The organism is Xanthocytophaga flava (genome assembly GCF_030068545.1).
GTDB lineage: Bacteria > Bacteroidota > Bacteroidia > Cytophagales > 172606-1 > Xanthocytophaga > Xanthocytophaga flava.
Genome location: NZ_JASJOR010000031.1, coordinates 73,343 through 86,220 on the forward strand (window position 1 = coordinate 73,343; position 12,878 = coordinate 86,220).

Here is a 12,878-nt window from a genome sequence, read left to right on the forward strand (position 1 = left end):
AGAAGTTTTAGAAGATGAAAGAATATAGTAAGGCTTGTAGATGAATTAAGGTTTATAGGTTATATAAAAAGTATGGATGCTTCCGTATACATAGCCATTGGCCGTTTTGGCGTAGGCCCGGAAAGAGTAGTCGGTATTTTGCGGCACAGTTACCTCCAGGCTAAATCCAAATGGAAAGCTGGCAGGTACAGGCCTGGTCTTGCGCACTACACTCACACTCCGGTCACCGACTTGAAAATTGGTAGTAGCATTGGCTGAAGGCACGTAACAGAAGCCATATTCGTCAATAACGGCTGAGCCACCTGATGAGATACTGCCAAACAGTGTCTGTATGCCGGCTGCGTTGTCTTTGGTTGCAGTCCGGTCGGTTGTAACGGTCGGATTCACATACACCCCTACTACAATGACACTACCATAGGCTACACCACTACTATTGACAGCATAAGCCCGCACGTAATAGGTGCCGGGTGCCCACCGGATAAAGGAATACGAAAATGCCATAGGAACATTCCCCACCGCCGTACCCACATCGGTTGGATTGTCGGCAATGGTAGGTGTGGCACTGGTAGCCGAGTAGCAGAATCCATAGCGGGTAATTGCCGATGCCCCAACCGACTGGACCGAACCGCTGGCTGTTACCGAATTTCTGGCTTCACTGTACACGACACGGTCGGTCGTAACGTTGGGAGTGGCCACCAGGGTAGTAAAACGCTGGACAGCTCCATAACTGGTTCCAACACTACTGGTCGCATATGCCCTTACTGCATAGGTGGTATTGGGGACAAGTCGGCTCAGATTGCCAGTGAAACCGAACGGAAAGCTCCCTGGCTGTGCACTAGCCGTGACTTGTTTGCTATCGGCAGTAGTCGGATTGGCATTCGTGGCCGAGTATACAATCCCGTATTCGGTTACCGGAGCAGTTCCCGAACTGGTTAGGTTCCCTAAAACACTGGCCGAATTGTAACTGATGGAATGAATGGTAACGGTTTGCACCGTTGGCGGTGCTGTTGCAGCGGCAACAGTACGAAACGTCTTGGTTGCGCCGTAACTGGTACCCGCACTGCTGCGCGCAAAAGCCCGTAGGGTGTAAACCGTTCCGGCTGCCAGCCCGGTCAGATTGCCCGTGTATTGAAACGGAAAGCTGGTCGGTGAAGCGTTGCCGGACGTAATTAGTGCATCGCCAGTGGTCGGGTTTGGATTAGTATTTGAGTAACAGAATCCGTACTGTACAATGCTGGCCGTTCCACCAGTCAGAAGAGTGCCGCTGGCTGTGGCCGAGCTGGTCGTGATTGAAGTGGCTACCACCTCGTTGGTTTGGACACTGGGCGGTGTTGCTACCGGTGTGCTTGTAGTGAATGAACGCACCACGCCATAACTGGTTCCGACGCTGCTGGTCGCAAAGGTGCGTACAAAATACAGTGTGCGCTGGGTGAGTCCGGTTAGGGTTGCTGAGAAAGACAAAGGAACGGTAGCAGGATCCGTAGTGCCGGCTACTACCACTGTGTTGGCAAGGGTCGGTGTAGCATTGCTGGGCGAATAACACACCCCATATTGTATAATGGGTGCTGTGCCCCTGCTGACTAAAGTGCCATCTATCGTAGCAGTGGTTGCAGTAATGTTAACAGTATTGTCAGTTTGGACAGTGGGAGCAGCCGTGGGTACAGCAGTGGTTTTAAAAGAGACTATTGAACTATATGCTGTCCCCAGCGCATTGCTTACAAAAGCCCGGACATAATAGGTTGTGTTATCGGTCAGAGAGGAAAGTGCCTGCGAATAGCCAAACGGCAACGCACCTGTTACGGCACTACCTGTTACCAGTACTTTATCTGCTAAGGTCGGATTGGCACTAGTGGCTGAATAACATATTCCATAAGCGGTAATGGGTGTATTGCCATCCGAAGTAAGGGTTGCTTTGGCATTGGCACTGTTGGCAGTAATGTTTTCGATCGCGTTTAAAGATACTTCGGGGAGTGTCCGGTTATCGGGCACTAGCAATTGCAGTACATCTTTATTGTAGGAAATACCCTGGGCATTCTCCGCAAAAGCCCGCACATAATAGCGGGTGGCCCGTTTAAATAAAGCCGAGGAAAGGTGAAACGCAAATGGAAAAGAAGCGGGCTTACCCTTAACGGTCACCAGGCTGTCATTCACGGTTGGAATGGCTCTGGATGCCGAAAATACGAAGCCATAGCGGGTCACTGTATCCAAGCCCTGAGCGGTGATGGTTCCATATAGTTGCACCGGCAGACTGCGGGCATTCACACTATCGAGTTGCACACTGGGAGGGGTGGGAACAAACAACACCCCATATTCGGGAAGGGCTACCTGCCCACTTTGATACCGACAAGCAGAAAGGCCCAATCCAAGGCAAATCAACATGCTAATCAATACAAGTAAAGAGTGTAATGCAGGGTGTAACTGACGATAATCGCCAATGGGTTTCATAGTTTGGAGACTGGGTAAGATTGCTCGGTTTGATAAAAGGCCTTGCGGCCTGTTTGGTGTAATACCTTTTGTTTACTTTTATTAAGTGTAAAACATGAGTGTAAAACTAGAGAGATTGTTCCCGCCCCGAAAGACATGAATATGTGTATTTGGACACATGGACGATGAGTACACTTACCAGCTAGCATACCCGTTCGCTTCTAATATCCGCTTCTGTTAAAGGTTTGTCCTGCAGTATTGAGATCTGCTGTCAGCTAGGATGGGTGATTTCGGTTGTGAACCAGGTGTTGGTTGTGAACCAGGTGTTGACATTTCTTGAGCATAAGTCGGGTAAGATGTCAGCCTCAATTCAGATGTCCACAAAAGATTTGATTTTGCTACCAAAAGAAAGGTTTGCAAAAAAAGCCGTTGACTTCTGGAGAATGAATGGACCAGAAATCAACGGAAAATGTCCTGTAATCAGGCATTTGAATCATGCATTTTATTAGTAAAATTATTGGTAAAAGTATGTAAAGCGGAAATTGTTCCATACCAAAGGATCGGAGCAGACTAGTAGAGCAGGGTAAGTATTTTCATAACTATAGTTAACATTCAGATTCTTGGGATTGAGCGAAGGACGGGTGTACACATAACTGGTTACATTATTTTTGTAGGATAACAATTGACCCGGTGTATATACTAAATGACCAAATACAGTTTCCATCCACCAAAAAATGGTATTGGCATGGGTAGTCAGCCAGGGACTACGGCTGGAATCATGTCCTGTGGCCTGAATGGCATAACTTGACGCAGCAATGGTATTGGTACAGGTTAGGGTATTCAGGTTTCCATCTGGCTGGTAGGTAAACACATACTGTTCTTTACTGTCTGAAACTCCATTCATCCCAACAAATAATTGATTGAGATTGATCAATTGCCCCGAAGCATTGTAGCTAAGTGTATGTGTAGTCCGAACCGCTCCATTCACATAGCAAATAGCCTGAGTGATAGCTCCATCGGTATTGGTACTCACCTGAAAGACGGTTCCATCTTCGCCGGTCACCTTCGTTAGATGCAGGTCTGCGTCATAGCCGAAGCTCCAATGGTCAGTGGTGATGCCCCGGTAATGTTCATTTACACCATTTTTATACCCTTTAATAATGGCTGAATTCGGTACAGAACTGCCTCTGCGATAGAGAAATTCAATACCATAGTCGCCATTGTAAATACTCGATATATGAGCAGTAGGAAGCGTTGGTAAAATCAGGTTCAGTTTCGCTCCTTTTTCAGGTGGGGGCAGCTGTGGGATAACCTCATTCTCTTTCTGACAGGAACTAGACAAGGTCGTCACTACAGATAAGACAATTAGAAACAGCTTTTGAGTAATTGAATAGGTTTTCATACAATGTTTGAGTGAAGGTTGATAAACAGTTCGACTTATAACTAACCTCATGCTTGTCAGATGGTTGCTTGTGTACTTTGCCGGCAAGAGATTTATCCGGATAAAAGACTCAGCCTTACATAACAAATGTAGCTTACTCTACAACAGGTATTCAAGACACGAATATGTGTAGTTGTATACATGCGGGTTTGGTCACAGGCATATACACTATTTTTCAAACCTATTCTGATTAAAAAAAGAAATACCCAGATAAATATGGAGTGGACAATAATCCAAAAGTTTTCAGGATTGCTCAACTCGATGCGGATATGCACTACTGTAGACTCATTGATTTCCTGAAATAGAACCGCAATAGCTACAGTAGTGCATTATCCGCTTAGTCAAGAGCAAGCTCATGATGCGTGGGTAACTAGCAGCTGATATATTGGTTGGCTACAGACTTTTACCATAGCACCCTGAATGCGCAACCCTTTGATGCGTTAACTTACCTGAGTATATATGGAAGTAATGTCATTTCTCAAGTAGGTATAAAACGTAAATTTGTCAGAGATAGCTTTGTTCAGCAAGATACAGGTCAGATCCTTGCTGTATACAAAACCAATACAGCAGGAGTATTCAAAGACTATGTTTCTTTTCAAGATTAAAGGCTATGGCTTCTTTTCTTGGAGGTAATCATCACTCAGATCGAGTGGCTCCTGATTCAGGACCTTGTTAAGTTTCTATGCCCAAGTATAATTATGATAAATAGGCAAAAAATACAAAGAGTTTACTAATGGAGAATATAAGGAGTGGTGCCGTTTGAAACGCTGGAGTCATGGAGATAATGTGAGTCTAATCAGATAAAGGACTAATTGCTGCAATCAGACAGTTTTCTGACAATAAGAAAACAACGGCAATTTCGGAATAAGATCCTCTATTCGGAAATTGAGTCTTATTCCTTCATTGCCGTTGTTTTTCTATTAATGAGCAATCACAAATCGTTTGGAAGCAATCACTTTTCCATCTACCACCAATGTATAGACATACACCCCTGCCTTCGCTTCTTTGCCGTTAAACTTGACCTGTCCGGAAGTGTTGGTACTTACATCAAGGGTCTGATACAACAAGCCGTTGGGATTATAAATCTGTATGAGTGCCTTTTTGCTTTCAACAGGCTTTTTAAAAGAAATGGTTGTCTCTGATTCAAAAGCATTCGGATAGTTGCTTAAGGACTCTGTGCTGACAGCCGCAGATACCGGAATCAGGGTCAGCTTCCAGCTTTGACTGGCTCCGGAGTTGGCTGTCTTGCTTACAGCCCTCGTTTCATTATTGAGCAATCCAATGTCCAGGCGTTTTCCTATGGCGCACTGGGGTTCCAGTTCGTATATGTTATTTCCTTTGCTGATTAATTTCCAGCGTTGGTTCAGGCCACCATTCGAAGCATAGATCTGTACCGCGGCATTGTCTGCACTACTCTGGCCTTTGACATCCAGTCGTGTGCCAGGTGCATGTTGAGGTTCCAGTTCATAGATATTGTTTCCTCTATCAATAAACTTCCAACGTTGATTCAGACCACTGTTACTCTGATACAACTCCACTACTGTGCCATTGGCCGTGTTGATACCTCGTACATCCAGTCGTTGGCCTAAAGCGTTTTGGGGTTCAAGTTCATAAATCCCTCCTGCCACAATGCTGCCTGACGTAGCAGGAACAAAAGTAGCGGTAAGAATTGTATTGGCTGAAGGCGTGGAAATAGAATGTGCTTTAGCACCTGCATCCGACCAGGAGGAGAATACATACGTGACACCATTCACGGTTTGGGGCGAAACAGCATCCAGTTCACGCTGAATGCGACTGGCACCCACGAACGAATAAGGAGCCGTAACCGTGCTTCCGTCCAGTCGAAGCAACAATCCAGCCGGAGAGGAAGCCAGCGTAATGGTAGAGGTGATAGGTGTAATATCCCTGTATGTAGTTGAAGTAGCACCTTTAGAATCCACTACAGTAAGGTAAATCCGGAAAAATACATTAGGAGAAGTCTCCATTTCTGTTGGAATGGTAAAGCTTCCCGAGGTAATGCCCCTAGTGGCTTCCATAGCAGGGTGTGTATGAACCGGAGGATCAACGTGATGAAGATCAATTTTCCAGGTAAACGCACTGGCGGGTAATGTGCCATCTTCTGCATCGGTACCTGTACCAGTAAAGGTAATTACATCACCACCTGAATAGGTCTTTCCAGAAGTAGGTGAGGCAATGGTTGCTACTGGCAGTTGATTATTTAATACAGTCAGTGTAGCTTCGCTACTGGTAACAGTTCCTGCCGAGTTTTGCACAATTACTCGGAAATTAGCCCCATTATCACTTAACGAGGTAGCAGGGATTGTATAGCTGGTTGAGGTAGCACCTGTAATGTTTACCCCATTCCGTTGCCATTGATACGTTGGAGCCGGATTGCCCGAAGTAACTATGGTAAAGGTAACAGACTGTCCGGCTGATACAGTTTGGCTGGCAGGTTGTACACCGATCACAGGAATTCCGTTTCCTGTATAGTTTACTTTCCACAATACACCATTGTTGCTGGAGGTATTGGCATCATCAGAGCCTCCGGGAATACCTCCTCTGGCGATAAAATACAAAGTTCCGTTGTTGGCTACAGCTACTTCCAGTGGACGGTTAATACCTGTAGCAAAAGTAGCTACTGCTTTAGTAGCTGGGTCAATAGTCTGCAGCCAGCCATTGCAGTAATCACCAAAAAAATATTTGCCAGTGTAGGAAGCGGGGAAAGTTGACGTAACAGGATTGTAGAAAGCCCCAGCTGTGATGGAACAACCCTGGCTATGATTATAGGCATAGAAAGGGTCCTGATAGTTGGCAGGAGGCGTTTGTGTAGTCCGGGCGCCTTCGATGGCAGGCCAACCGTAGTTTTTGCCAGCTATGCCTTCATTAATTTCTTCCCATGTCCCTGCTCCCACCTCATTGATGAAAAGCCGTCCTGTTCCCGGCTGTACACTAATCCGGAAGGGATTTCGAAAACCCAGTGCCCAGATAGCTCGGTTTACACCTGTTGCGGTGGTATAAAAAGGATTATCACCTGGAATGTTTCCGTCTGTGTTGATGCGAAGAATCTTGCCTTTCAGTGTAGAAAGGGATTGTGAGTTCGAAGTTACTGTATTTTCACCAACAGAGATAAACAACTGATCATTTCTGATAGCCAGTCCCCCTCCATTGTGGTAACCTACTGAACCCAGCGGATCTATGTCAATCAGCACCAGCTCACTGCCTGGTACGGCCACATCTCCATTAGCCGTAAAACGGCTTACCCGATTGTTGCTCACTGTACTATTGGCTGGTTTATAAGTGTAGTATACATACACATACTTGTTGGTAGTAAAATTCGGGTCCAGCAATACCTTAAGCAATCCTCTTTCGTTCCAGTTGTCTACATTGGGAATGGTAATAAAAGGAGTAGGTAACAATACATCATTTTTAATGATTCGTATCTTTCCGTTTTTCTCAGCCAGAAAAATACGTCCGTCAGGGGCTACATCAATCCCTACCGGATCAAGACCTGTCGCAATCTGAACGCCTGCAAAGTTAGTCTGAAAGCTCTGTGCCATACCCATCTGCATGGAAAGCCACAAAAGGCAGCTGAGCAATATACTGTTTTTAAATGATCCACCGGGAAGGTGTGTGTGTAAGAGATTTTTCATCTGGTTGATAGTGAAAGTGTAAAAAATAAAATAAGGGTAATAGTTAAAAATAGCTACCAATGCTTGTTGACCAATTCAAAAAATGGAGTGGGAATCAATGAAGGTAATCACAAACTTATCCAAATCTGTTTCAGGATACTTACTGTCAAATGATCTGCTTTCAGAAAGTATCAGAACATGGAATGAAGGTCTATTCTTTCTCAAAATAGATTAGTTGATTAAAAATAGAGAAGCAGTTGGTAACTTGCTAAAAGTAAGAAAAAAGAAAATGCAAAAGTAGACAGATGTATTAAAATTGTGTTATCAGACGAATAGTACCCATCAGAGGTAGAGATTGAATACGGTAAGAAGGCGAAGAAGCTCGCTCTCAGACTGATTATTAATCATTGATCCTGCTTATATCAAAGACATTTATGACTATCTTATGTCAAAGACATCTATGACTATATATTTTTAACGAAAGTCTAAAAAAGTTGGAAGAGGCTGCAATTGGGATATATTGAATAGATATGACTGAAAATAGAAAGATCCCTATCAACTAAAGTTTTTATGGATAGATAGCCAAAAATAAGGTCTACTGCATTTTATTACAGTGGGCCTTATTCATCAAGTGGCCAGAAACCTATGAAATCTCTTCCACTAACAGATTAAATACCAAGGTGGCGAGTAGCTTTACCAATGCGATACACATACTCCAATCCTTGCCTGATGGTATCACCGGGTTCTTTTACCTATCCCGCAAAGTCAGATTGATGCCAATAAAAATTTAATTCAGAACCCAGGGTATTACCAATAATCCCTTAAAACCAGATTACTGGTTTTAAGGGATTATTTTAGATTACAGGTAAGGCACCTCCATCAACCGAATAAATAGCACCTGTAATATAGCTTGCCTCCGAAGAAACCAAAAAACCTACTACGTTGGCAACCTCCTCGGGTTCAGCCATTTTACTTAATGGGACATTTCCTACTTTATCCATTATAGACTGAAAAGCCTGATCTATTGTCATATTTGACGTTTTCGCTATATTTTCAATGAATTCTTCCATTAAGGGGGTTTTAACAACACCCGGAGCTACCACGTTTACACGTATCCCTTTTGCACCCACCTCACTTGCCAAGGCTTTGCTGTATGCATTCAATGCTGCTTTTGCAGCCGAATAAGACATAGTCAAATCCCAAATGGGTTGTTTGGCCGCACCCGTAGAGATATTGATAATCACACCGCAATTTTGCGCTATCATAGTCGGTAATAATGCTTTATTGATGCGTACGGCTGCCATCAAATTCAGTTGAAACTCAATGTTCCAGTGTTCATCCAGCAGTGTATTGTAGCCTCCGCCTGGGCTTAGATTTGCACCTGCATTATTCACAATAATGTCTATTTTGCCATACTTTTCGAGTATTTCCCTGGCAATGATATCTGCACTTTCTGGCAGAGAATGATCTGCCTGAATGAAATCAGATCCTATTTTCACTTTGGGTTCGCTACGTGCTGTCACAATAACGTGTGCACCCAAATCACTAAGTTTTTCAACAATCGCTTTTCCGATACCTTTTGTTCCGCCAGTGACCAATGCGATCTGGCCTTCTAATGTATTGTACATATTAATCTGTTTTAAAATGAGTTGTAAAAGTAAATCCATTACTTTACTTTTGAAAGTAGTTACACGAATGTGAAGTAATAACACAAAGTAAAGCAAAACACAAAATCAACTGTTTATGAGCGAGAAAAAGATAAAAAAAAGTAAAGACAGATGTACCCTGCAGGAAATTTTAGATGTTATTGGCGGAAAATGGGCTATGTCTATTATCTACGCTTTGTTTCCGGGAAAAAAGCGATTCAGTGAGTTGGAACGTATGATTCCGGGCATCAATACAAGGATGTTAGTCAAAGAACTGAAGAATATGGAAGAAAACCAGATTGTAACCAGAGAGGTTTTTGCAACGGTTCCCCCAACGGTAGAATATACATTGACAGAAAAAGGGAAAAAGCTCGAACCCATTATCAATGAATTATATAAATGGGGAGTAGAGTATGTAGGGTAGTGATTTTATTCAGGGCTTCATGGGTAGACATCCCACTACATACATATCACTTACTCAAACAACAATTAAATTAACATGTACCCTATCAGCTATATTAATCAAAGTTTTCCTTTTCCAGTAAAATGTATCTTCTACCCTATTTCGCTGTTACCTTACGCTCCAAAAGGTTCAAAACAATCATAGTTACGCTGACGAATGATCTTTCCATCCATAAACTCAAAAAACTGAGCAAAATAGGCCTTCATCTCCCCACCTACTGGGATACTGGCTAATGGGATATTGAGAACACCGGTCCATATAACTTCAATAATTACAGTGTTACCATATACATAGGAGTGCAACACTTCGTATTTTTCTTTCTGCAATACATTTAGCCCCCTGTCAGAAGCAGCCTTCAGTTCCTGCAGATTCCGTTTGGTCAGGTTTTTGGTTAAGGTGTTGGGATACTCAATCTGAATAGCATCCGGATGATAAAACGGTTCGAGCTCATCAGATGACTTACGATTTTCCAATACGGTTAAAAAGGTTGATACAATAGCTTGAAGATCTGTCTGCATAATGATAGTTTGTTTGGGCTTGTTTTTACAGATAGGGGGTTGACAAAGCTTTCAGAAAAGTTGTGTTGATATAGTGAATTAACCAGCCAACTTGTATGGAGATAATTTCCATGGTAGTAAATTTCCATGGTTGTAAGTAATCCAGCCAGACTACTTTCTTCTGTTAAGGAACTAAGTACTGAGACTTACAAAAAATTTGCGAATGTCCTGAGTTAATTCAGCTGGTATTTCCCATTCCGGAAAGTGGCCTCCTGATTCCATAATCGTCCATTGACGGACATTGTAGAAACGTTCTGCCCACCTGCGTGGAGCTGGCACCGTGATCCCATCCCGTAATGGCATGGCAATAGCGGTAGGCACTTCTACACGTCCGGACATTCCCGGATCGCGGCCTGCTTGATGATAAAGGCGGACAGCACCTGCCCCTCCCAAGGCAAACCAGTGCAAACTCAGATTATCTACAAGTTTATCCCGGCCAAAATGCGTGTCTGGATCTGATCCGCAATCACCCCACCGCTGGAACTTTTCAATGATCCAACTGGCCAGGCCTGCCGGGGAATCAGCCAGTGCAGGCAGTAGTGTTTCAGGACGAAGAGCCTGCAAACGGGCATAGGCCGTTTCCCGTTGTGCCCAGACTTCCACTTGTTTCTGATAAGCCTTTTCTCCTTGATCCAAATCTGCTGGTAATGGATGCAGGAAAGGAGTAATACCACTACGATGTATCCCTATCAGGCGTTCGGGGTATTTCAAACCGATCTGCTGTTGTACTAATGCCCCCCTGGTCAGACCCTCGGACAGCAAAACGTTTATATCCCAATATCTCGACCATTAAGTGAACCACAAGATCTGCGATCCGGGCAAAACTCATCCCGTGTTCTGTTGGTGATTCTGAAAAAGCATACCCTGGCATACTAACAGCAATCACATCAAAATGGATTGCAGCATCACCAGCCTGATTGGTTAGTAAAGGAAGAATATCCAGCACTTGTACAAAGCTGCTCGGCCACCCTTGCATCAACAGAAGAGGGATTGCATTAGGCTGGTTCGCTTCTGCCTGAATAAAGTGAATTTTAACACCCTCTATCTCTGCCAGGTAATGATCAAACGTATTCATCCATTCTTCCCGTTGTCGCCAGTTATACTCTTTAGCCCAGTACTGTAGCAATGCCCGAAGATAGACAGGATCCGTTCCCTCCTGCCAGCCAGTCCCATTGAGTATATTGGGCAGACGGGTATGGGTGAGTCGCTGACGCAGATCCTGAATTTCCGCATCCGGAATTTGAATCCGAAAGGGTGTAAGAGTTGATTTCATACAGAGATAGTATACTGCTTTCTGTTAGCTATTAATAGAAGAAACAGAAGGCTCAATCAATGTATTTAGTAGCCCCAGTGCCTTTTTTATCACTTCTTTGTCCGTACTCGACAAACGTTCTGCAATTAAACCGGCTAACCATTCCTCTCGTTCCTTTCGGGATTGTTGTACTTTCAGCTTCCCTTTCGTAGTAAGAGAGACCAATGTTTTTCTGCCGTCACTGGCAGAAGGTTTCCTGGCTATATAGTCCAGGCTCTCGAGCTGGTTAAAAACCTGAGATATATATTGTGAGGAGATGTTGAGCAGGGTACATAACTCAGAGGGTAAGAGTTCATCCTTCTGTGTGAGCTGATACATGATATTCTGGGCAGCAACAGAAAGTTGTTCTTCATTACTGATATGTTTCTGCATCTGCCTATACAAAACTACTATTAACTCACGCAGATCATGCGCAAGCTGCTTATCTGTCTTTACCATTTTACCAAAGTTTTTTTTGCAAAGTTAACTTTGATAAATTCAGATACAAGTCCTGCTGGTACTTTTTATTTTATCCTATTAATCAGCCATCTAAAATAGTAACAATGCAAAATTCAGATATTTATCAGCGCCGGCTTTATTTAAACGATACCAGAATATTACGATCACCAACAGGTATTTGCTAACAAAGTATGTTGGTATTCGCTTCTTCTTTCCAAAGACTCAACCAAAACAGATAGTAGTAAGCCGATTGCAAGCTTCATTTTTATCGGTACAAGAACTGATCTGTCTTCCTAACTTCTCCAGCCAGAATTTCTATAACCAGAACCTTTTCAGGTAATCTGGTTCTGAGTCAGTCCACACAGACACTATGCAAAAACAGGAGAGAGTGTTCTTTTTTAAAATCTTCAACTAGTTAAACTTTTTTCAGCCAATTGCTTTCGACCTTTGTTACAGGGAAAACATGGAAGCTGATACCACATACCCAAGAATACCCTAGCAAAGTGTATTCTATCAAACAAGTGTACTATTCCGGATGGAATAATCTGAAACTTTCGGACAACCAGTTCTTTTGTTTTGCCCCTTATTTCTATAATCCTTAATCTTAAAGACAATGAGACTACCCGATTTTGACCAGGTTAACGGCCCGGTACTTATGCTGAACATGTTAAAATTCAGAGACAAATCCCATTACATTGAAACCTATATTCCTGCTTTCAATCATGTGGTCTCTCAGCTTGGTATTGAGGGGGTTAAAGTAATGCTGATGAGCGAGGTTGTTAGTAACATCGTTGCGTCAGAACAAGACGATTGGGATGCGATTCTACTGGTGGAGTATCCGACCGCCAAGGCATTTAAAATCATTGCGGAAAGTGAAGCTTATCACACAATCGCAGGTCCACAACGAGAAGCTGCACTCACAGATTTAAAACTATTTATGACCCAGAAAACTGCGTTGTAATACCCGA

Annotated in this window: 11 protein-coding genes and 1 pseudogene; 4 read left to right on the forward strand and 8 right to left on the reverse strand. The window is 43.4% G+C overall.

Annotated features, from left to right (window positions below; genetic code table 11):
* Nucleotides 1–45 precede the first annotated feature (45 nt).
* Nucleotides 46–2,361: a hypothetical protein gene (locus QNI15_RS31265; RefSeq protein WP_314035633.1), complete on the reverse strand. Its 2,316-nt coding sequence runs from the start codon at nt 2,359–2,361 to the stop codon at nt 46–48.
* 577 nt (nt 2,362–2,938) lie between these two features.
* A complete protein-coding gene (locus tag QNI15_RS31270; protein WP_314035635.1) occupies nt 2,939–3,826 on the reverse strand; it encodes a hypothetical protein in 888 nt (295 codons plus the stop codon).
* Between the two features lie 428 nt (nt 3,827–4,254).
* Here QNI15_RS31270 and QNI15_RS31275 point away from each other — a divergent pair, with 428 nt between their 5' ends.
* The gene (locus QNI15_RS31275; protein ID WP_313994828.1) at nt 4,255–4,470 is read left to right on the forward strand and encodes a hypothetical protein; all 216 of its coding nucleotides are present in this window, start codon (nt 4,255–4,257) and stop codon (nt 4,468–4,470) included.
* A 315-nt stretch (nt 4,471–4,785) separates the two neighbouring features.
* Here the strand turns inward: QNI15_RS31275 and QNI15_RS31280 are convergent, their stop codons facing one another.
* Nucleotides 4,786–7,515 (reverse strand): PQQ-dependent sugar dehydrogenase, encoded by a 2,730-nt coding sequence (locus tag QNI15_RS31280; protein WP_313994830.1) that lies wholly within the window; start codon nt 7,513–7,515, stop codon nt 4,786–4,788.
* 727 nt (nt 7,516–8,242) lie between these two features.
* Here QNI15_RS31280 and QNI15_RS39030 point away from each other — a divergent pair.
* Nucleotides 8,243–8,311, forward strand: a pseudogene (locus tag QNI15_RS39030) (RagB/SusD family nutrient uptake outer membrane protein); the annotation flags it as partial.
* Nucleotides 8,312–8,348: 37 nt separating this feature from the next.
* On the opposite strand, the gene QNI15_RS31285 reads toward QNI15_RS39030, so the two are convergent.
* Nucleotides 8,349–9,122: an SDR family oxidoreductase gene (locus QNI15_RS31285; RefSeq protein WP_313994832.1), complete on the reverse strand. Its 774-nt coding sequence runs from the start codon at nt 9,120–9,122 to the stop codon at nt 8,349–8,351.
* Between the two features lie 115 nt (nt 9,123–9,237).
* Between QNI15_RS31285 and QNI15_RS31290 the strand changes: the two genes are divergently transcribed.
* Nucleotides 9,238–9,564 carry a winged helix-turn-helix transcriptional regulator gene (locus QNI15_RS31290; RefSeq protein WP_313994835.1) on the forward strand — a complete coding sequence of 109 codons (327 nt, stop codon included), beginning with the start codon at nt 9,238–9,240 and terminating at the stop codon, nt 9,562–9,564.
* A gap of 152 nt (nt 9,565–9,716) precedes the next feature.
* Here QNI15_RS31290 and QNI15_RS31295 read toward each other — a convergent pair whose 3' ends face one another.
* From QNI15_RS31295 to QNI15_RS31310, 4 genes are all read right to left on the reverse strand, one after another.
* Entirely contained in the window at nt 9,717–10,121 is a 405-nt protein-coding gene (locus QNI15_RS31295; RefSeq protein WP_313994838.1) for a nuclear transport factor 2 family protein, read from the reverse strand.
* Nucleotides 10,122–10,292: 171 nt separating this feature from the next.
* A complete protein-coding gene (locus QNI15_RS31300) occupies nt 10,293–10,871 on the reverse strand; it encodes an alpha/beta fold hydrolase (protein ID WP_314035636.1) in 579 nt (192 codons plus the stop codon).
* Nucleotides 10,834–11,433: an epoxide hydrolase family protein gene (locus tag QNI15_RS31305; RefSeq protein WP_314035638.1), complete on the reverse strand. Its 600-nt coding sequence runs from the start codon at nt 11,431–11,433 to the stop codon at nt 10,834–10,836. Before QNI15_RS31305 ends, QNI15_RS31300 begins: the two co-directional genes overlap by 38 nt.
* 24 nt (nt 11,434–11,457) lie before the next feature.
* Entirely contained in the window at nt 11,458–11,910 is a 453-nt protein-coding gene (locus tag QNI15_RS31310; RefSeq protein WP_313994844.1) for a MarR family winged helix-turn-helix transcriptional regulator, read from the reverse strand.
* A 613-nt stretch (nt 11,911–12,523) separates the two neighbouring features.
* Between QNI15_RS31310 and QNI15_RS31315 the strand changes: the two genes are divergently transcribed.
* Nucleotides 12,524–12,871, forward strand: coding sequence for a hypothetical protein (locus tag QNI15_RS31315; protein WP_314035640.1), 348 nt, complete (start codon nt 12,524–12,526; stop codon nt 12,869–12,871).
* Nucleotides 12,872–12,878 lie beyond the last annotated feature (7 nt).